Annotated in this window: 15 protein-coding genes and 1 pseudogene; 3 read left to right on the forward strand and 13 right to left on the reverse strand. The window is 76.1% G+C overall.

Annotated elements, in window-relative coordinates:
* Nucleotides 1-518, reverse strand: a 518-nt coding sequence (locus ABT299_RS34370; protein ID WP_500253264.1) for a hypothetical protein, incomplete at its 3' end; no start/stop codon positions are given.
* 359 nt (nt 519-877) lie between these two features.
* Here ABT299_RS34370 and ABT299_RS34375 point away from each other — a divergent pair.
* Nucleotides 878-1,174, forward strand: a complete 297-nt coding sequence (locus ABT299_RS34375; RefSeq protein WP_387027797.1) for a hypothetical protein — start codon at nt 878-880, stop codon at nt 1,172-1,174.
* Between the two features lie 184 nt (nt 1,175-1,358).
* On the opposite strand, the gene ABT299_RS34380 is transcribed toward ABT299_RS34375, so the two are convergent.
* Complete coding sequence (locus ABT299_RS34380; RefSeq protein WP_500253265.1) at nt 1,359-2,603, reverse strand: FAD-dependent oxidoreductase; 1,245 nt, start codon at nt 2,601-2,603, stop codon at nt 1,359-1,361.
* Nucleotides 2,604-2,682: 79 nt separating this feature from the next.
* Nucleotides 2,683-3,993, reverse strand: a complete 1,311-nt coding sequence (locus ABT299_RS34385; protein WP_500253266.1) for a carboxylate--amine ligase — start codon at nt 3,991-3,993, stop codon at nt 2,683-2,685.
* A gap of 613 nt (nt 3,994-4,606) precedes the next feature.
* On the opposite strand from ABT299_RS34385, the pseudogene ABT299_RS34390 reads away from it, so the two are divergent.
* Nucleotides 4,607-4,888, forward strand: a pseudogene (locus ABT299_RS34390) (glycosyl hydrolase); the annotation flags it as partial.
* A 182-nt stretch (nt 4,889-5,070) separates the two neighbouring features.
* On the opposite strand, the gene ABT299_RS34395 reads toward ABT299_RS34390, so the two are convergent.
* Genes ABT299_RS34395 through ABT299_RS34430 form a run of 8 tightly spaced genes read right to left on the reverse strand, consistent with a single transcriptional unit; the run spans nt 5,071 to nt 15,234 of the window.
* Nucleotides 5,071-6,624, reverse strand: a complete 1,554-nt coding sequence (locus ABT299_RS34395; RefSeq protein WP_500253267.1) for a glycosyltransferase — start codon at nt 6,622-6,624, stop codon at nt 5,071-5,073.
* Nucleotides 6,617-7,942, reverse strand: coding sequence for a GNAT family N-acetyltransferase (locus tag ABT299_RS34400; protein ID WP_500253268.1), 1,326 nt, complete (start codon nt 7,940-7,942; stop codon nt 6,617-6,619). The genes ABT299_RS34395 and ABT299_RS34400 overlap by 8 nt, the downstream gene beginning before the upstream one ends.
* Nucleotides 7,939-8,757, reverse strand: a complete 819-nt coding sequence (locus tag ABT299_RS34405; protein WP_500253269.1) for a Wzz/FepE/Etk N-terminal domain-containing protein — start codon at nt 8,755-8,757, stop codon at nt 7,939-7,941. Before ABT299_RS34405 ends, ABT299_RS34400 begins: the two co-directional genes overlap by 4 nt.
* A 23-nt stretch (nt 8,758-8,780) precedes the next feature.
* Complete coding sequence (locus tag ABT299_RS34410) at nt 8,781-9,902, reverse strand: glycosyltransferase (protein ID WP_500253270.1); 1,122 nt, start codon at nt 9,900-9,902, stop codon at nt 8,781-8,783.
* Complete coding sequence (locus ABT299_RS34415; RefSeq protein WP_190868637.1) at nt 9,899-10,576, reverse strand: polysaccharide deacetylase family protein; 678 nt, start codon at nt 10,574-10,576, stop codon at nt 9,899-9,901. The genes ABT299_RS34410 and ABT299_RS34415 overlap by 4 nt, the downstream gene beginning before the upstream one ends.
* A complete protein-coding gene (locus ABT299_RS34420; RefSeq protein ID WP_500253271.1) occupies nt 10,548-12,395 on the reverse strand; it encodes a lipid II flippase MurJ in 1,848 nt (615 codons plus the stop codon). The genes ABT299_RS34415 and ABT299_RS34420 overlap by 29 nt, the downstream gene beginning before the upstream one ends.
* Complete coding sequence (locus ABT299_RS34425; protein ID WP_500253272.1) at nt 12,392-13,759, reverse strand: O-antigen ligase family protein; 1,368 nt, start codon at nt 13,757-13,759, stop codon at nt 12,392-12,394. The genes ABT299_RS34420 and ABT299_RS34425 overlap by 4 nt, the downstream gene beginning before the upstream one ends.
* Nucleotides 13,756-15,234 carry an exopolysaccharide biosynthesis polyprenyl glycosylphosphotransferase gene (locus ABT299_RS34430; protein ID WP_500253273.1) on the reverse strand — a complete coding sequence of 493 codons (1,479 nt, stop codon included), beginning with the start codon at nt 15,232-15,234 and terminating at the stop codon, nt 13,756-13,758. The genes ABT299_RS34425 and ABT299_RS34430 overlap by 4 nt, the downstream gene beginning before the upstream one ends.
* A gap of 672 nt (nt 15,235-15,906) precedes the next feature.
* Here ABT299_RS34430 and ABT299_RS34435 point away from each other — a divergent pair.
* Nucleotides 15,907-17,124: a L,D-transpeptidase gene (locus tag ABT299_RS34435; protein ID WP_387027813.1), complete on the forward strand. Its 1,218-nt coding sequence runs from the start codon at nt 15,907-15,909 to the stop codon at nt 17,122-17,124.
* A 114-nt stretch (nt 17,125-17,238) separates the two neighbouring features.
* Here ABT299_RS34435 and ABT299_RS34440 read toward each other — a convergent pair whose 3' ends face one another.
* Together ABT299_RS34440 and ABT299_RS34445 are read right to left on the reverse strand one after the other, a co-directional pair.
* Nucleotides 17,239-18,987, reverse strand: a complete 1,749-nt coding sequence (locus ABT299_RS34440) for a GMC oxidoreductase (RefSeq protein ID WP_500253274.1) — start codon at nt 18,985-18,987, stop codon at nt 17,239-17,241.
* A 132-nt stretch (nt 18,988-19,119) separates the two neighbouring features.
* Nucleotides 19,120-20,322, reverse strand: coding sequence for a PucR-like N-terminal domain-containing protein (locus ABT299_RS34445; RefSeq protein WP_500253275.1), 1,203 nt, complete (start codon nt 20,320-20,322; stop codon nt 19,120-19,122).
* Nucleotides 20,323-20,585 lie beyond the last annotated feature (263 nt).

The raw sequence follows: 20,585 nt of genomic DNA on the forward strand, positions 1-20,585 counted from the left end.
AGCCGCAGGTGCGCGACGCCGGCCGCTCCGGCGGTCTTCGCCACGGTGCCGTCCACGGTGCCTCCGACCTTGCGGACCACGTGGCCGCCGTCGGCGGCGGCGTCGCGCCCGCGCGCGTTCAGGTAGGCGACCGGCCGCCGGCCGGCCTCGCGGACGTCGCCGGTGACGGCGCCGGGCGTGCCGGCGGTCGGGCGGCCGCCCGCGAACCGGAAATGGCGGAGCGTGGAGAGCCCGTCGAGCCCGGAGGCGCCGCCGACGGCGTCGCGCACCGGGTTCCCCTGGGCGGCCCGCTCCGATTCCCCGCCCGCGGTTCCGGTGCCGCCGGCTTCGTTGCCGGCGGTCCCGGTTCCCGCGCCGCCATTCTGGGCGGCGTACGCGGACTGGTTCAGGGAACTGAGCGCGATCCACCCTGCGAACGCGAATCCGGCGATGACGGCGACGCGCACCAGCGCGGTTCCGAGCGCGCGCCGCCGCACATCGGGGCTGCTCGCCCCGTGGCGGATCGGTTGGCGTCGCACTGCGGGAACTCCTCGCGTCTGGCCTGGTCGGGCCGTCGTTCGATGTCCGGTTCCGGGCTGGTCGGCATGACCGTAGCACCGTGCCGGGCGCGTTCACCGGCGCGTTGCCGGACGACCCGGCGCGTCTTTGCCATCATTTACCCGGCCATGGATTTCGCTTTCCGATGGGGCGTTTCCATGGCCGTACAGGAAATGCTTTATCCGGAATTCGCCCGCTTTATCGGGACTCGTGGCCCACGGCGACCCGAGCGGACCCCCGGCTCCCCGTCCCGGACCAATGTCCGGGAGAAGCATGGCGCACGGTATCCGATGCGCTACATTCGGTGACATGGTGGCCGTCTAGCCGAGGAGCAGACCGCATGCCCGCCCCCTCCCCCGTGAACACCTGGTCGTGGTCGCCGCGCAGGACGGTGCTCCCGCGCGCCGCCGCCGCACCCCGCTCGCCCCGCTCGCCCCGCGCGGGCCGTCCGGTCCGCTACTCGGTCAGCCGCGAGGGCATCCGCATCGCGCGCCGTTTCCGCAGGCCGGAGCGGATCCTCGCGCCGACGCGGCCGGAATGGACCCGGTTCTGGACGCTGTGGTCCCGGCTCGAATGGGCCGTCGCCACCGCCCGGGTCGAACGGGTCCGCCGCCGGGCCCGCCCGCACTGGCGCTGATCCCGCGCGGCGCCGATACCGCCGCGTTCCGCCCGCCCCGCCCCGCAGAAGCGGGCGCCGGTGGCGCGCCCGCCCCGGCGCGCCACCGGCGTCGTCCGTCCGGTGGAGGATCTTCCTCCCGGTGAGATTCCTTCTACCCGGGAGGAGGATCCTCTGCCCGGCGCCTTCCGGCGCCGTCCCGCCGCTACCTCGGGTCGGCCTCCAGGGCCGGTGCGGGCCGCCGCGCCGCCGCCCTCGCCGTGGGCGTCCGGTGGACGATGTGGCGGGCGATCCGGCGCGCCGCGAAGCCCGCGCCGTGCACGAACCGCATCACCGGCCCGAACGTCGGCGCAGCCGCCAGCCCCGCGAAGTACAGGCCCGGCATCGACGACTCGAAGTTCGCGCTGAGCACCGGCGCGCCGAGCCGGCTGTCCACCCGCACCCGCAGCTCCGGCGACAGCAGCTTCAGCCGCTCGATCTCCGGCACGAACCCGGTCGCCGCGATCACGTGCTCGGCCTCGACGACGAGGCGCCGCCCCGTCCGGTCGACGGTGGTGAGCGCGATGACGTCGTCCTGCTCGGCGGCCTTCACCAGGCGCCGGCCCGCCGACACGCGGACCCGCTCGTCCAGCCGGTCCCGCAGCCACCACGACCCGGCGGGCGGCAGCGTCTCGCGGACCAGCCGCAGCCGCGTCCGCTCCGGCAGGTACCGGACGACGCCGGGCCGCTCCGCCCACAGCCACGTCCGGTACCCGGTGCCGAGCCCGGACCGCGGGCCCTGCCGCAGCCGCTCGCCGAGCGTGCGGTGCTCCTTCGGCACCGTGTTCCAGTCGATCTCGCCGCGCCGCGCGATGACGTGCGGGTGCGCGCCCGCGTCGGCGAGCAGCACCGCCGTCTCCAGCGCCGACTGCCCGGCCCCGACGACCGCGACCTCCTTGCCCGCGAACAGGCTCAGGTCCCGGTGCTCGCCGCTGTGCGAGACGAGCCAGGACGGCATGCCCGCCAGCTCCTCGGGGACGTGCGCGAACGGGCCGACGCCGACCGCGACCACGACGGTGCGGGACGCGATCACCTCGCCGGTGGCGAGGGTGGTCTCGTATCCGCCCGGGCCGCCCCGCTCGACCTTCACCACCTGGCCGGCCTCGACGTCCGGCACCGCCTGCTCGGCGAACCAGCGGCCGTAGGCGACGAAGGTGTCCAGCGGGATCGGCTGGCCGAGCCGCCACTCCGGGTGGCGGTCGGTGAAGCGCAGGCCGTCCTGCGGCGCGCCGAGGCTGGACGCGAACGGCTCGGACTTCAGGTGCATGCCCTCGGGCATGCTGGTGGCCCAGTACTCCATGGGCGTGCCGATGATCCGCACCCCGAGCCCGAGGTTCTGCAGGTGCGCGGCGGTCGACAGGCCGTAGGGCCCGGCGCCGACGATGACGACGTCGCTGACCGAGTCGGTCATTTCTCGTTCCCCCGAATGTGTGTCGGTGCTGTGATGGCGCCGCGTCCCCGGGCGCCGCTGGTGATGCGGCCCGGCCGGCTCAGCGGCCGGCCGGGCCGGGCGCCCGCCCCCGCGCGCGCCCGGCGGCGCGGAGCACGCTCTGCCCGCCCATGACCAGGAACGGCGGCAGGTCGTCGCCGGCGTACCAGGCCAGCTCGTCGGCCTCGCGCAGCGGGCGGAGGGTCCCCGTGCGCAGCAGCGGCCGGCCGAGCGACTGCCGCAGGTAGTGGTTCTCCACCAGCATCCGGCGGCCGAACGCCGGAAGCGGCGGCGGGACGTCCCGCCCGGACTGGTCCAGGTGCAGGACGCGGACGAGGTCGAGCCCGCGCCGGTCGGTGAACAGCCGGAACTGCGCGCCGACCCGCGGGTTGAAGTCCAGCAGGTGGTAGGCGCCGGTCCCGGCGTCGAACCGGAAGTCCAGGTCGACCGGGCCCCGGCAGCCGAGCGTCCGGACGGTCCGCACCGCGAGGCGCTCCAGCTCGGGGTTGCGGGTCCACTCCCCGGCGACCGTGTGGCCGGCCTGCGGCGGGTGCGCGAGGTGCTTGCGCCCCGTCGCGGCGAACAGGCAGTCCAGGGACGCGTCGAAGTAGCCGTGGAAGAACCAGTCGCCGCCGGCCTTCGGGATGCGCCGCTGCAGGATCAGCGGGCCGGCGTCGCCGTCCGGGTCGCGCCGGAGCCCGGCCGCGAACAGCCGGTACGCCTCGTCCAGGGTGTGCGCGACGGTGGTGCTGCGCATGCCCCGCGGCAGCCGCCACGGCCGGGCCCACTTGGCGATCAGCGGCAGGCCGAGCTCGGCGGCGGCGTCCTCCACGTCGGCGGCGCTGCGCGGCGTGCGGCTCTGCGGGCACGGCACGCCGTGCTCCCGGAGCGCGGCGATGAGCTGCGACTTGTCCGCGACGCGGCGCGGGACGTCCGGGTCCTGGCGCGGGAAGACGAACGCGGACGCGAGCGCCTCGGCGTACTCGGCGACGAACAGCGCGCCGGCGTCGTCGACGGGCAGCAGCAGCGCCGGGCGGCCGATCCGCTCGGCGATCCGGTGCAGGTGCGCGGCCAGCTCGGCGGGGCGCTCGGCGGGCGGCCCCCACGGATGGCTCCGGTACAGGTAGCGGGACCGGGACACCGGGCTGGCGCGGCCCTCCAGGATGGCGTGCACCGGCACTCCGGCGCGGCCGAGTGAACGGATCGCGCCGAGGCTTCCGTGGTGGAAGAAATTGTGGTCGGTGCGCAGCAGCAGGACGGGCAGCCCGGGGTCCAGGAGCGGTCCCGGCGGGGTGCGGGTGTCGAGGAACATCCGGGTCAGCCGGCCGGTTCCGGCGGCGGGTCTTGGCGCACGGCGTGCCTTCCCTTTCAAGGTAAATTTTGTGATCGGCCGCTTGGCCGATTCGTTCGCTGCGGCCGCCAGAGGGCATACGATACGCATGCGAGCTGCGAATATCCATTCGACCGGGCGGCGGCCGCAGGAAACGCCGCGAAAAAGGCGTGCCGCGTTCTTCCCGTTCCCGCCGGTATTGCTCGCCGCCGCCGTCCTGGTCGCGCTCGCGGCGTCCACACTGGTCGGCTGGTTCCGGCCGCAGGCCGCGCACAGAACGGCCAATTACGTGCCGTTGGGGGCATTTCTCGGTTCGGGCGCGGAGGGCGTCGCCCGGGTGGAGCGGTTCCAGCGCTGGCTCGGCTCGACGGTCACCGTCGGGCGCACCTACCTGCCGGGCGACTCCTGGGACGACGTCGAGGGCCCGCCGCAGATCCTGCAGCCGTGGACGCGCTGGCGGGAGGCCGACCCGCGCCGGACGCTGGTCGTCAACGTGCCGATGATGACGCCGAACGAGGCGGGGCTGCCGCCGGTGGTGGTGGCGTCGCTGCTGCGCGGCGGCGCGTCCGGCGCGTTCGACGGGCACTACCAGGCGCTCGCGCGGCACCTGGTGTCGCTGAACGCGGGCGACTCGGTGATCGTCCTCGGCTGGGAGATGAACGGCGACGTCTACGACGGCCGCTGCGCGCCGGCCCCGGACGCGTGGAAGACGTACTGGCGGCGCATCGTCGCGGCGATGCGCGGGGTCCCCGGCGCGCGTTTCCGGTTCGATTTCGCGCCGAACCGCGGCCATGACGCGGTCCCGTGGACGGAGTGCTATCCCGGTGACGACGTGGTGGACATCATCGGTTCCGACAGCTATGACCAGCCGCCCGGAGAGTCCTTCCAGGACTACATCGACCAGCCGTACGGGATGAAGGCGCAGGCGGACTTCGCCGCGGCCCGCGGAAAGCCCATCTCCTTTCCGGAATGGGGCCTGTTCCGCAACTCCGACAACCCCGAATATATCCAGGGAATGCATGACTGGATCATGTCGCATAACGTGGCCTACCAGTCGATCACGGACTACTGCCCGCACGGTGTGTGGGAATGCGGTGCCAACCCGCGCTCGGCACAGGTCTACCGGGAGCTGTTCGGCGGCGTGACGGCGCCGTCGCCCGCGGAGTCGGGCAACGTCGCGACGCCGCCCATCGCCCCGCCGCCCTCGGCGCCGCCGCCCGGCCCGGGGGCGCCCCCGGCGTTCGCGCCGCAGTCCGCCCCGCCTTCGGGGACGGCGCCCTCGGGGACGGCGCCCTCGATGCCGCCGGGGCCTTCGGGAGCCGTGCCGCCTGCGGGGCCGGGTCCGGCCCCGGCGTCCGGGGCGCCCGCCCCGGCTCCGGCACCGGCGAGCACCCCGCCCGGGCCTCCCGGGCCGCCGGCGAACCCGCCGCCCGGGAACCCGCCGCCGGCGCGTCCCGCGCCCGACATCGTGAGGACCTCCGCGCCGGCGAGGACGTCCACGCCCAGGTCCTCGGCCTCCGCGAGCTCGCGGGCCACGCCGTCCGGCACCGTCCCGCCCCGGCCCGCCACCTCGAGGGTGACGGCGGCGAGGCGGGCGACCGTCTCGTCGATGTCGTAGGCGGCCGCGGCCTCCGCCGCCGCGCGGCCCTCCCGCTCCGCGACCCCGGGGAACAGCAGCCGCGCCGCCATCGCCTCGGCGAGCGCGCCCGGGTCGTCGGCCGGGACGAGCGCGCCGAGCCCGGGACGGACGACCTCCGCGATGCCGGGGATGTCCGTCCCGACGAGGGACCGGCCGGTGGCGAGCGCCTCCAGCGCGGTCAGCGGCAGCCCCTCCCAGCGGGACGGCAGCACGACCACGTTCGCGGCGGCCAGCCAGTCCCGCGGGTCCCGCACGGCCGCGACGAACCGGACGCCCGGCGCCGGGCGGCGGCGCAGCGCGTCGAGGTCCTCGCCGTCCCCGACGATCGCGAGGAGCGCGGACGGGCACCGGGCGGCGACCGCGGGCCAGGCCGCGACCAGCACGTCCTGCGCCTTCTGCCGGGTCACCCGGCCGACGCACACGGCGAGCGGCGCGGCGGCGGGCAGCCCCAGCCGGGTCCGCGCGGCGAGCCGGGCGGACGCGTCGGCGGGCCCGAACCGGCGCCGGTCCACGCCGTTGCGGACGAGCCGGAACGGGCCGCGGACCCCGGCGCGCATCCCGGCGCGCAACTCGCCCTCGCCGACGCAGACGAGCGCGTCGGCGCGGCGGGCCGCGAACCGCTCCCAGCGCCGGCTGACGGCGTCCTGCCGCCCGGTCGCCGCGAGCCATGACCAGCCGTGCGGCTGGAAGATCACCGGCACCCCGGCCGGGAGGCGGAGCAGGCGCCCCGCGAGGCCCGCCTTGGAGGAGTGCAGGTGGACGACGTCGGGCCGGAAGCCCTTGATCAGGCGGCGCAGGCGCAGCGCCTCCAGCGGCGTCCGCGGGCCCGGGGCGCGGCCGGCGTCCCAGTTGAACCAGGGCACGCCGGCCGCCGCGCACCGGGCGGGCAGGTCGCCGCCGGGCGGGCAGGCGACCGCCACGTCCCAGCCGCGGCGCCGCTGGTCGGTGACGGCCTGGCCGACGTAGACGGCGACGCCGCCGCCGTTCGGCTGGCTGACGTGCAGGACGCGGAGCGGCTCGGCTGCGTCAGCCATGCCCGGCCTGCCCGCCCTTCCGCGCGCCCGCTCCCGCGTCGCGGCCCGGCATCGCTTCGCGTACCGGCAGGGCGTCGTCGCGCGGCTGCGGCACCTCGTCCCGCTTCGCGCCGCCGGGCATCCCGTCTTCATGCGGCACCGGCTCGTGCGGCGCCGGCCCGTTCGCCGCGCCGTCGCGGGGCGGGGTGGGCAGCGGCACCGTCGCCGGACGGCGGTGGCGGCGGGCGGCGAGGCCCGCGCGGACCAGGGCGAGCCCCGCGAACAGGGACGCCGGGAAACCGCGGCCGAGGACGATCCGCTGGTTCTGGACGCGTCTCGGCCGCCACTTCAGCTTGTACGGCTCCTCGCCGCGCAGCAGGTTCACGGCCTGCCGGCCGTGGGCGCGCGCGAGGGCGAGGTCCTCGCGCAGCAGCATCAGCGCGACGTCCACGCCGTCGCGCAGCTCCGGGATCGCCCCGTACAGGTAGGCGCCGACGAACCGGTGCCCGATGAGGACGAGGTCGCTGGCGACGAGCCGCCCGTCCCAGTGGTACCGCAGCACGGCGGCGCGCCCCTCGCGGACCATCGCGGCGCCCGCCTCGGCCAGGTGCCGGCGGAACCGCTCGCGGGAGTGCTCGGGGTTCATCGGCCGTCCGCGCCACTGCCGGGCGTGCATCTCCAGCAGCGCGCCGATCGCGTCCGCGGCCTCCTCGGGCGGGACGGCCTCGACGGTGATGCCCCGCACGTCGATCTTGCGGAGCTTCGCGCGCATCTTCCCGGCGCTGCGGCGCGGCAGCCGGTCCATGACCTCGGCGATGCCGGTGCAGGGCAGCTCCATGCACACCGACGCGGGCATCGGCCACGTCCGGCCGGGCCAGCGCCGCATCACCTGGTGGACGGCCGAGCCGGGCCGTACCTCGGGCAGGTCGATCGCGCACCGGCCGCGCATGCCGTGCAGGGCGCGCGCGAGGTGCTCGACGGCGCCGTCGGCGTACGCGGGGTCGAGCAGGAAGTCGGTGAAGTCGCTCTGCCCGTCGGCGATCGGCACCAGCACGGGGAAGCCCCAGCGGCCCGCGGTCATCAGCGGCGCGGCGGCGACGAGGCGGCCCCGGTACCGGACGAGGACGAGCCTCAGCCGTCCCCGGACGCCGTACCAGCCCCACCAGGCGCTCAGCCATTCGTGGGACTGGAACGGGGTCGCCTCCGGGCTGCGCTCGTACAGGTCGCGCAGCTCGCCGGCGAGCTCGATGAGGGCGCCCTCGTCGCGGCGCACCTCCACCTGCCATGCCCCGGCGGGCGCGGCGGCCCGGCTCGGGCGGATCACGCTCGGGAGCGTCACGAGTGCACCTCCACGGGTTCGGCGGCGGGGCTCGGCACGGCTCCGCGCGGCGGGCGGGACGCGTCGTGCTGGCCCCGCTGGTGGGCCCGGCCGCGCCGCCCGCTGAGGACGGCGGCGCCGAGCCCGGCGAGCAGCACGCCGGACGCGGTGCCGACCGCGACGTCCAGCGGCGGGTTCGGCGACGACGGCACCGACGGCGTCGCGGCCATGCTCATCAGCGCGACGCGGACGCCGGTGTCGGTGCGGTGCGAGGTGCCGTAGCGGACGAGGGCGTCGGCGGCGGCGTTGGCGTACGCGGCGGCGGCGGCCGGGGTGCCCGCGCTGCCCGCCAGCTTGATGAGCGGCGTGTCGGGCGAGGTGGACGACTGGATGTGGTCGCGGGTCGCGGCCATCGCGCCGTCCGGCAGCGGGATGGAGGAGTAGGCGAGGGTCTCGGGCAGCGGCGCGAGCCGGCCGAACGCCTGCGCGAAGCTGACCGCGGCGGGTCCCTGGCCGCCGTCGCCGTCGTCCACGACGAGGACGTAGGCGGTGGCGGTGTAGGTCGTCGGCGCGAACAGGGCGTAGCCGAGCCCGCCGAGGAAGCCGCTCAGCACGAGCGCGATGAGCAGCCCGAACCGGCGGAGGAACGCGGCGAGCGGGGCGCGCAGCCGGGCGAGGGCCGCGCCGGCGGCGCGGCCGGGCGTCGCGGCGGCGCGGCGGGCCGCGCGGCGGGCCTTGGCGCGGCTCTGCTTGGGGCGGCCGTCCTCGCCGGGCGGGCCGCCTCCGGGGGCCGGTTTCCCGGCGGCCGGCTTCTTGGTGGCGTCACGTTGCGACATCGGCTGACCCTTCTCTCGTGCCCTCAGGTCGGGATGGATTCGCGGGCGGGCCGCGTCCGCCCGGTGCTCGGCGCCCCGCCGGTGTAGAGGCGGGCGAGTTCGGCGGCCTGCTCCGCGATGGCGTAGCGGTGGACGGCCGGCGGTACCGGGACGCGTCCGGTGCGGCGCCCGAGGGCGGCGCTCCAGGCGTCCGGTCCGGCGGCGGCGGGCAGGCGGGTGGCGTGCGGCGCCTCGTCGCGGGGCAGGTCGTCGAGGGCCGGGCAGGCGGTGCGGACGACGGGGAGCCCGGCGGCGAGCGCCTCCAGGACCCCGAGGCCGAACGTCTCCTGCGCGGACGGCGCGGCGTACACGTCCATCGCGGCGAGGACGGACGGGACGTCGTCCGTCCCGCCCGTGAAGACGGCGCGGCCGGTGAGGCCGAGCGTCGCGGCGATCCGTTCGAGCCGCGCGCGCTCGGGGCCGTCGCCCGCGATGAGCAGGCGGGCATCGGGCGTCCGGGCGGCGGCGCGGACGAGCAGGTCGATCCGCTTGGTCGGGACGAGGCGGCCGACGGTGCCGGCGACGTGGGCGTCCATGGGGATGCCCAGGCGGCGGCGGGCGGCGGCGCGCCGCTCCGGGTCGTAGGCGAAGGCGGCGGGGTCGATCCCGTCGGGGATGACCGTGACGCGGCCGGACGGGACGCCCCAGGCGCGCAGCCGCGCCGCGACCGTCGGGGACACCGCGACCGTCATCGAGCCGAGGCGCTCGGTCGCCCGGTAGAGCGCCCGCACGGCGCCGGTGGTGCGGCGACCCTCGATCTGCCCGTCGCCGAGGGAGTGCTCGGTGGCGATGATCCGGGGCGTCCCGGCGAGGCGGGCGGCGACGCGGCCGTAGACGCAGGCGCGGTAGAGGTGCGTGTGGACGACGTCGTAGCGCCCGCCGCGGATCAGCCGGACGAGCCGCGGCAGCGCGGCGAGGTCCCGGTTCCCGCGCATGCCGAGCTCGTGGACGCGCACGCCGTCGCGCCGGATCCGGTCGCCGAGCGCGCCCGCGCGCGTCAGCGTCGCCACCTCGCACTCCACGGGCAGGTGGCGCAGCAGCAGCGCGAGCTGGTGCTCGGCGCCGCCGTGCTCCAGTCCGGTGATGATGTGCAGAACGCGGGTCACATGCGGCTCCGCCACTGCATCTGGTGCCGGATGAGCTTGGCGCGCAGCCGCAGGGGGCCGTCGCGGTCGCCGATGTAGGCGCGGCCGAGCGCGTGCCGGGACGCCTCGTCCGGGCGGATGTGGCAGGCGTAGTCGTACCCGGCGGCGCGGACCGCGTCGATCTCGCGGTCCCCGGCGCGGCCGTACGGGTAGGCGAAGCCGGTGACCTGCCGGCCGGTGATGTCCTCGAGGTCGGCGCGGCTCTCCTCCAGCTCCTCGCGCAGCTCGGTGTCGTCGACCTCGGGCAGCGGGACGTGGTGGCGGCCGTGCGAGGCGACCTCCATGCCGGCGTCGGCGACGGTGCGCAGCTGCTCGGCGGTCATGAGCGGCTTGCGGGGGCCGTCGTCCCAGGCGTTGTAGGAGCCGACCCGGCCGGACACGGCGAAGACGGTGGCGCCGAACCCGTACCGGACGAGGACGGGCAGGGCGCGGGTGGCGAAGTCGGCGTAGCCGTCGTCGAAGGTGAGGCCGACGAGGCCGCGCGCGCGTCCGCCGGCGTGCTCGGCGAGCAGCTCGGCCATCCCGACGCCGCGCAGGCCGCGGGCCCGCAGCCAGGCCATCTGCCGCTCGAACCGGGGCGGCGAGACGGTCACCAGGTGCGGGTCGTCAGCGTAGTGATCGATCGAGTGGTACATCAGCACCAGCGGCGGCGGTTCTACCTCCTGCGGAGGCCGCGCGGGCCTGGCCGCCGGTGCGGGCCTGGTCGTCGGCGCCGTCTCCGGCGCCGGTTCGGTCGGCTGGGTCACTGGTTCCCCCGGAAGATGTGCGGCCGCGGCGGGCGAGCGCGCCGGGCCTCCATGAGGGCCATGGGATGCCCCATGGCGCGATGAGGTCGCGTCCCGCGAGGGCGATCAGGGCGGCGAACGCGGCGGCGGTGGCGAGGCCGCCGGCGGCGAGCCGGACGATCGCGGACGCCCCGCCCAGCGGCCCGGTGACGAGCAGCGCCGCGGCGGCGGCGAGGGACGCGAGTACGGTGAGCCGGGCGAGGTCGGCGGCGACGCGGCGCAGCGGGATCGGTGCGACGCGCGCGCGCAGCCCGGCGAGGAGCAGGACGGCCGCGATGGTGATGCCGGCGGCGTCCGCGGCGGCGAGCGCGGCCGTCCCGGCGAGGGCGGCGAACGCGGCGCAGACGGCGGCGGTGACGGCGAGGCCGCCCGCGAGGACGGCGGCGGGCCGCCACGGCGGCCGCTTCTGCGCGAAGAACGCGCGGGCGGCGAGCCCGACGGTCGACTGGCCCCACAGCCCGAGCGCGTAGACGCGCAGGGTGGCGGCCGTGTCGCGGGTGTCGGCGGCGGTGAACTCGCCGTGCTGGAACAGCACCCGGATGATGTCGGGCGCGAAGGCGACGAGGAACGCGGACGCGCTCAGCACGAGCCCGCCCGCGACGACGAGGTCCTGCCGGATGCGGCGGGCGACGCCGCCGGTGTCGCCGTCCGCGGACGCGCGCGCGAGGCGCGGGAACGTGACGGTGACGATCAGCAGCGACAGCACCATCGGGACCTGCGCGACCTTCTGCGCGTAGTTGAGGTGCGAGATCGACCCGGCGGCGAGGCCGGAGCCGATGAACCGCTCGACGAACACCTGCGCCTGGCGGGTGACGGTGTAGACGACGACGGGCGCGACGGCGGCGAGGCCGAGCCGCAGGTCGGCGGCGCCGGTCCGGGGCGCGGCGTCCTCGCGCAGGCAGCGGACGAACGCGGGGAACTGCACGGCGACCATGAGCGCGCTGCCGCAGGCGACCCCGATCGCGGCGCTCATGATCCCGACGAGCCCGGCGAATCCGGCGATCAGCGCGAGGATCCCGATGTTGTAGGCGAGGTAGATGGCGGCGGGCGGCCCGAAGCGGTGGTGGGCGCGCAGCGTCGCGCTCATGAACCCGGCGACGCCGAACGTGACGACGGTGACGGCGGTGAGCCGGACGCACTGGACGGCGGGCCCCGGCTCCGACAGCCCGGGCGCGAGCGCCTCGACGACGGCGGGGGCGGCGATCCCGAGCGTCAGCGTGACGGCGGTGAGGCCGAGGACCATCCGGGGCAGGGTCGTCGCGGTGAGGGCGCGCAGGCCGCCGCCCCCGGCGAGGAGCCGGGTGACGACCGGGACCATGAGCAGCGCCATGGCGTCCTCGATGAGCAGCGGCGACACGGTCTCGGGGATCGTCCAGGCGACGAGGAACGCGTCGGTGGCGCCGCTCGCGCCGAACCGGTGCGCCATGACGAGGTCGCGCAGGAACCCGAGGCCGGTGCCGGCGGCGATGAGCACGCCCGACAGCGCGGCGGCCCGTCCGATCGACACGCCCCGCCCCGCACCGGCCCCCGCGCCGTCGGCCGCGCCGTCCTGCGCCACGTCGGCAGCGCCGTCATGCGTCGCGCCGGGCGCCACGTCCCGCGCCGCGCCGGCCTCCGCGTCCCGCGCCGCGTCCTGCGCCGTGTCGGGCGCCGCGTCCCGCGCCGTCACCCGCGCTCCTCGCCCGCGGGCCCGGGAACGGGGCCGGGCGCGCGCCGGAGGCCGAAGGCGCGGCAGGCGGCGGCGCCGAGGAGGACGCCGGTGAGCACGCAGGTGGGCCCGCCCATGTCCGCGTACAGGAAGTTGACGAGCAGGAACGCCGTGAACGCGGCGCCGATGAGCCAGAACGGGTCGCGGACGTCGCGGCGCGTCCACAGCCCCCACAGGACCGTGCCGAGCAGCGCGGCGAACCCGGCGAAGCCGAGCGCGCCCTGCTCGGACAGGATCAGCAGGTACTCGTCGTGCGGCGACAGCAGCGGCTGCCGCGCGTAGCCGTGGACGGGGTCGTCGGTCTCGCTGCCGGACGACAGCTCGATGCCCGCGTAGGTGTCCCGGTAGGCGGGGAAGTTCTTCACGCCGACGCCGGTGACGGGATGGTCGGCCCAGATCCGCCCGGCGGCGGCCCACAGGTTGTAGCGGTCGCTGACGGACTGGTCCGGCGCGCTCACCGAACCGGCGATCGACGCGTACCGCTGGACGACCGCGCCGCCGCCGAGCAGCCCGAACGCGACGAGCCCGAGCGCGGCGCAGCAGACCGCCGCCTTCACCGCGAGCCACCGGTCGAAGACCACCAGCATCAGCCCGACGGCGGCGGCGAGCGCGATCCAGCTCCCGCGGCTGAGCGCGAGCAGCAGCGCGAGCGCCAGCACGCCGAGCCCGGCGAGCGCCACCGGCACCGCGGCGGCCCCGTGGCGCGGCGCGACCAGCGCGAACGCCGTCAGCACGAGGAACGCGAACCCGACGACGACGGACATCGCCATGACGTCGACGGCGCCGAACGTGCCGACCGCGCGGACGTTCGCGCCGCCAATCGACGCGCCCGCGCCGGTGCCCGCCTGCCAGATCCCGTACAGCGCCTCGCCGAGCCCGAGCCCGAGCACCGCGCCGAACACGATCCCGAGGTCGCGGCGGTCCCGGACGAGCAGCACGACGGCGAGCGGCACCAGCACGAAGATCTGTACGTCCCGCACGAACCCGGACAGGCTGGAGGCGATGTCGGGGGAGGCGACGGTCGTCACGCCGAGGGTCGCGGCGAGGGGCGCGAACGCCCACAGCGCGCGGCGCGGCAGCGCGATCCGGCCCCGCGCGACCAGCAGCGCCGCCGCCGCGATCATCACGGCGCTCGCGCAGTCCCCGGCGGTGACCTGCACCCCGGCGCCGGCCCCCGCGGCCGCCCCGCCCCCGCCGGCGGGAACGCCGACGCACGCGACGGTCGCCGCGACCAGCCAGCTCGGCCGCGCGAGGAGCCCGGCGAGCGCGCGCCGGGACGTCCGCGGCGCCCGGCCCGGCCAGGGGAAGGGGACGGCGGCCGTCACGCGGCGTCCCGGCACAGCATGGCCCGCACCGTCAGCAGCAGGATGCGCAGGTCGGACGCGAACGTCCAGTGGTCGATGTAGTGGTTGTCGAGGCGGGCGCGCAGCTCGATGGAGGTGTCGCCGCGGAAGCCGTGCACCTGCGCCCAGCCCGTCATGCCGACCGGGACGCGGTGCCGCAGCATGTAGCCGGGGCACGTGCGGGAGAACTGCTCCACGAAGTGCGGGCGCTCCGGGCGCGGCCCGACCAGGCTCATGTCGCCGCGGACGACGTTCCACAGCTGCGGCAGCTCGTCCAGCGACGTGCGGCGCAGGAACCGGCCGACGGGCCCCATCCGGCGGTCGCCCTCGACGGTCCAGCGGGTGTCGGACTCCTGCTCGTCCGCGGGCTTGAGCGTGCGGAACTTCAGCAGGACGAACTCCTCGCCGCCGCGGCCGATCCGGCGCTGCCGGAACAGCACGCCGGGGCCGCCTTCGAGGCGGACCGCGACGGCGCACGCGGCGAGCAGCGGCGCCGCCAGCAGCAGCGCGGCCAGGCCGACGGCGAGGTCGAGGGCGCGCTTGGCGAACCGGGGCGCGGCGCCGCGCAGCCGCCAGTCGACGCGCGCGCACGGCAGCCCGGCGAGGTACTCGCGCCGCGCGGGCTCGACCGGCACGACGTCCGACGGCGGCTGGACGAGCAGCGTCTCGCACGGCAGGCCGAAGCAGATGCGCAGCACGGCGTCGAGCCGGCCGGGGTGGACGTCCTCGGCGACGATCACCACGGTGTCGGCGCCGTGCTCCTCGACGAGGCCGGGCAGGTCGGCGGCGTCGCCGAGGACCGGCAGGCCGGACGCCGCGTCGGGGCCGCCGGCCCCGACGAGCCCGACCGGCGCGAGCCCGAACTCGCCGCGCGTGCACAGGATGTCGATGACGTGGTCGCTCGTCGCGCCCGTCCCGACGACGAGGGCCGTGCGGGCGCGGGACCGGCGGCACCGGTAGGTGCGGGCCGCGGCGTTGCCGAACGCGCGGGCCGTCAGCGCCAGGACGCCGGCGACGGACGCGATCAGCAGCCAGGCGGCCGTCCCGGCCCGCGACGGGGCCGCGCCGGGCGTCAGGACCGGCAGCAGCGCGGCGGCCAGCGCGCCGACCACCAGCGTCCGGACCAGCACCGGCCGCGCGTCGGCGAGCAGCGACGGGCTGCGCCGCATCCGGTACAGCCCGCCCGAGGCGTTCAGCGCGACCAGGGCGGCGGCAGCGGCGGCGGGCAGCGCCCCGTCCGGTCCGGCGCCGCGCGCGACGGCGACGGCGGCGGCCATCGCCCAGCCGTCCGCGACGGCGAGGCAGGCCGGGTACAGCACGGCGAGCGGGGACAGGGCGCGGCGGCGGCGCGGCGGCAGCGGCGGCGGGACAGGGGGCGGCGCACCGGAACCGGCGGGCGCGCTGGAGTCGACGGATGCGCTGGAGTCGACGGATGCGCTCAGCCCCTGGGCTCTCATCTCGCGCGTCCCTTCGCTGACAGAACCTCACCGGCGGGTGACCCGGCGGTGCCCGCGGTGCCGCGGTGCCGCGGGCATTCCCCGCCGCCGAACATGGGGTCCGCGGGCGGCCACGATCCAGCATCGCAGCGCGTTCCGGCGCTGATCGCCGCTTTTAACGAAGGCCACCGCAGACTTGAAGAGAAGATCGACACTGTCCGGGTGCTACCCACGTGACCTGCGGCGATGACCCCATCACCGCTCATCGCTTTCGCCAAGAAACACCAAGGACGCAATCACCGCGCGGGCCCTTGCATTTTCATATCCGGCGACGCCGACGACACATTTCCTTTTCGCCCGTCCCCGCGCCGATTGCGAGCATTGACATGCGTTCCCCGGTCCCGCCGCCGGCCCCGCGGCGGCCGCCCCGGCGGCGGCGCGCGCCCGTCCGGCCGCCCCGGCGCCCGGAACGGATGGTGCGCCAGGGGCGAAAGATGCGAAGAACGCCCCCCACGATGCGAACCTTCGGGGCACGATGGACGTCACATGTGATCGGGCGTGAAAACCGGCCGTCCCCCCTGGTACGGGCCGGGAAGACAGGGCCGTTCGTCAGCGATCTCGTTGCGGGGTCCGCGCCCCGCCGGGTTCGGGTGGGCTGGATGAGGGAGAACGGTGCGAGGGAAGTCGTTTGCGGTGGTCGCTGTGGTCCTCGGACTGGCGACGGCGTGCGGTGGCAGCGGCGGCGAGGGCGGGACGACGGCGGCGGGCGGTGAGGACGGCGCCCCCAAGGTGACGATCACCCCCGCGAACGGCGCCGGCAAGGCCCGCCCGGACGAGGGCGTGACCGTCACGTCGGCGGGCGGCACGCTGGGCCAGGTCTCGGTGAAGCTGAAGGGCGCCGAGGTGCCCGGAAAGCTGTCGGCCGACAAGACCCAGTGGCACTCGACCTGGACGCTGCAGCCGGGCGGCAGCTACCAGGTATCGGCGACCGCGACCTCGCCCAAGGGCAAGGCGACCACGGCCACCAGCGCGTTCAAGGCGAGCAGGGCCACCGCCGCGACCGTGATCAACAACGTGGTGCCGAGCCCGAACGAGACGGTCGGCACCGGGATGCCGGTCTTCATCCAGTTCAACAAGGCCGTGCCGGCCAAGGCGCGCGCCGCCGTCGAGAAGAGCATCGAGATCTCCTCGACCAAGCCGACCGAGGGCGCGTGGCGGTGGCTGGCGGCGGGCGAGTCGTTCAACGGCCTGCCGTCCCTGGTGTTCCGCCCCAAGCACCCGTGGGAGCCGCACCAGCGGGTGTCGGTCACCGTCCACTACGCCGGGCTGAAGATCGGCGACAACGTGTTCGGCGCCAAGGACGTGACCCGCAAGTTCAAGATCGGCGACTCCCACACCGTCCAGGTCAACGCCAAGACCGACAAGCTCGTCGTGAAGAAGAACGGCCGGACGGTCCGCACCTGGGGGGTCAGCCTCGGCGCGGGCGGCGACGTCCAGTCCGACGGCGTCGACCACCTGCTCACCACCAGCGGCGTCCACCTCACCATGGACCACAGCCGCCTGGAGCGGATGCGCCCGCCGGGCAAGAAGAAGGGCGACCCGGGCTGGTACGACGAGCAGGTCCCCTTCGCGACCCGCATCTCCAACAGCGGCGAGTACATCCACCAGAACATGGACGACCCGACCTGCCTCGGGAACCGCAACTGCAGCCACGGCTGCGTCCGCTCCCCCGCGGGCGACGCGCAGTGGTTCTACAACTGGTCCTACCGCGGCGACCTGGTCACGATCACCGGCACCAAGCGCCAGCTCCAGTGGACGAACGGCTGGGGCTACTGGCAGCTGCCGTTCGCCAAGTGGGCGCAGGGCAGCGCCCTCGGCAAGCCCGTCACCACCACGGCCCTGGGCGCCTGACCCGCGCCCCCGCAGCCCTCACGGCCGCGCCGATCCCGTCCGGGACCGGCGCGGCCGTTCCCGTTCCGCGCAGCCGCGCGGCGGCGGCGGTCCGGCCGCGAGCCGGCGCGGCCGTCAGACGAGGGGCAGGGCGGCGGGCGCGTTCTCGGGGACGGCCGGGGAGCGGGGCGCGACGCGCTCGACGCGCCGGTACGGGGCGCCGGGCTCGGGGCGGGGGTCCTTCTCGCCGCGGTTCGGCCAGAACGCCATCGCCCGCTCCGCCTGCGCCGTGATGGTGAGCGACGGGTTGACGCCGAGGTTCGCGGTGACCGCCGAGCCGTCCACGATGTGCAGGCCGGGGTGGCCGTGGACGCGGTGGTAGGGGTCGATGACGCCGGTCTCGGGCGTCTCGCCGATGACGCAGCCGCCGATGAAGTGCGCGGTCGTCGGGATGTTGAACAGGTCGAACCAGGTCCCGCCGGGGGTGGCGTCGAGCTCCTCGGCGAGCATCCGGACGGCCTTGTGCGCGACCGGGATCCACGTCGGGTTCGGCTCGCCCTCGCCGAGCCCGGCGGACAGGCGGCGGCGCCCCAGCAGGCCGCGCTTCTCGGTGACCGTGATGGAGTTGTCGGCGGTCTGCATGACGAGCGCGATGACGGTGCGCTTCGCCCAGTCCTTCAGCGACAGGCCGCGCAGGATGACCGTCGGGTGCCGGGCGGCCTGCCCGAGGAACTTCAGCCAGCGCGGCGCGCCGCCGCCGTCGACCAGCAGCGTCCGGATGAACCCCATCAGGTTGTTGCCGGCGCCGTAGCGGGTCGGCTCGATGTGGGTCTTCTCGTCGGGGTGGAACGAGGAGGTGATGGCGAGGCCGGTGCTGTGGTCGACGTCCTTCTTGCGGTGCCACACCGTCATCCGCTCGACGCCGAGGAGCGCCTCGGAGTTGGTGCGGGTCAGCTCGCCGAGCCGGGGCGACAGGCGCGGGAGCCGGCCGGCGGCGCGCATCCGGTGCAGGAGCCGCTGCGTGCCGTAGGTGCCGGCGGCGAACACGACGTGCTCGGCGGTCAGGGCCCGGCGGCGCTTCAGCAGCGGCCCGGTGCGCTCGATCTCGACCCGGTAACCGCCGCTCCCGGCGCCGTCGCCCGCAGCGCCGTCGCCCGCAGCGCCGTCGTCGAGGGGCGTCACCGCCGTCACGGTCGTGTCGGCCAGCACCTTCACCCCGGCCTGCTCGGCCAGGTACAGGTAGTTCTTCGTCAGCATGTTCTTCGCGCCGACCCGGCAGCCGATCATGCAGGAGCCGCACGCGGTGCAGGTCGTCCGGCGGGGGCCGGCGCCGCCGAAGAACGGGTCGTCGTGGTCCTCGCCGGGCCTGTCGCCGAAGTACACGCCGACGGGCGTCGGATGGTAGGTCTCCCCCACGCCCATCCGGTCGGCGACGCGCTTCATCGCCTCGTCCGCCGGGGTGACGAGCGGGTTGACGGTGACGCCGAGCATCTTCTGCGCCTGCCGGTAGAACGGCTCCAGCTCGTCCTGCCAGTCGGTGATGTGGCCCCACTGCCGGTCCTTGAAGAACGGCTCCGGCGGCACGTACAGGGTGTTCGCGTACACCAGCGAGCCCCCGCCGACGCCCGCGCCCGCGAGGACCAGCACGCCCGCCTTCCCGCCTACGAGGTGCATGCGCTGGATGCCGCGCATCCCGAGCCGGGGCGCCCACACGTACTTGCGGAGCCGCCACGACGTCTTCGGCAGCGTCCGCTCGTCGAAGCGGCGCCCCGCCTCCAGCACGGCGACCCGGTACCCCTTCTCCGCCAGCCGCAGCGCCGACACGCCGCCGCCGAACCCTGACCCGACGACGATCACGTCGAAGTCGTAGGCGTCACCGGACATGGGAGCATCACCTCACTGGAGGTCCGCCGGGCATGGGGTCCCCGACTATGGCGCCGCTCTCCGTCGCGCACCATGCACGCGGCGCAACGATTCGGCGGTCCTTTTGTCACCGGATTGACAAAAAACGGGTCGTCAGCGCGCGGCACCGCGGTTCACGAGCCGGGCGTGCAGGATCAGCTCCATCTCCAGGCACCGCCGCGGGTCCCGCAGGTCGTCCCCGAAGAGGTCCTGCAGATGCCGCAGCCGGTAGCGGACGGTCTGCGGGTGGACGCGCAGCCGGCGGCTCGCGTCCGCCGCGTTGAAGTTGTGCTCCAGCAGGGCCAGCAGCGTCTCCGCGAGCCGCTCCCTGCGCGCCGGCGGGACGGCGCTGAGCGGCGCCAGCCGGGTCGCGGCGGCGTCGTCGATCAGCTCGCCCGCCCGCGCGATCACCAGCGCGGGGACGTGCTCGGCGCTGCGGATCAGCCCGCCGTCCGGGATCACCCCGCGCGCGGCGAGCGACAGGGTCTCGCGCGCCCACCGCAGCGAGTCCCGCGCCCGCGCGAGCGGCACCGCCGGGCCGACCGCGACCGCCCAGTCCCGGAGCAGCGCGTCGGGGAGGCGGGGGCGGCCGGGGCCGTCGGGGTCCGGGACGATCAGGCACGGCTCCGGCGCCCCGAAGTCGCAGAGCAGCCCGTCGGCGGCCGGGGCCGGCGGCGTCCGGACGCCGTTCTCGCGGCGCTGCCACGCCACCGCGACCGCCACCGTCGCGGGCAGCGGCCAGCGGGCCTCCCCGGCCAGCGCCGCGACCCGCGCCTCGTCCGCGGGCGGGTCGGCGAGCAGCAGGTGCAGCAGCCGGGCGCGGCGCCGCCGCTCGGCGGCCCGCAGCTCGCCGCCCGCGCCCGCGTCGGCGCGCGCGGCCACCTCCGCCGTGTACCCGGCGGCGATCACCTCCGCCACCGCGTCCATGTAGCAGAACTGGGCGTCCACGACGAGGCTGAGCGCGCCGAGGTCGAGGTCGAGGCCGCCGGGGACGGCCGCGAGCGTCCGCCACGCCGCGAGCGCGGAGCGGCGCAGCGCCTGCTGCACCTCCACCGGGTCGCGCCCCTCGCGGGCGAGGTGCCGGCCGACCCGCAGGTAGAACGCCGCCACCCGCTCCCAGCCGGCGCCGGGGTCCTCGACCAGGTCGCAGAAGTGCCGGATCCCCGCGACGATCCCGGCCCGCGCCCGCCCGGCCTCCTCGTCGGCGAGCGGCGGATCGCCGCGCCGCAGCTCGTTCAGGACCTCGTCCGCCGCCCGGCCCACCTGGGGCCGCAGCCGTTCGGCCACGCCCGCCGGGACGGCCTCGAAGGGCCGCATGTCCAATCCCGTTCGCACCACGCGTCGATCCCCCTGTCCCAGGCCCGCCGGTCGGCGGCGCTCCCAGGATCGCGGATCGGACCCCGATTCCGATTGTCGCTGGAATAAACCGTTCGGCGCGCCTTCATGGAGTCGACTGACAAAAGCGCGGGCCGGATGACGGTGACGTTTCGCAATTCCTGGAAGACCAAGGAAATCGTCGCCCGGACACGCGTTGGACGGACCGTTTTCGCTGCGCTACGGCCGGTCGCGGCCCGGCCACC

It is taken from the genome of Spirillospora sp. NPDC000708, from assembly GCF_040299565.1.
In the GTDB taxonomy this organism is placed as follows: domain Bacteria; phylum Actinomycetota; class Actinomycetes; order Streptosporangiales; family Streptosporangiaceae; genus Spirillospora.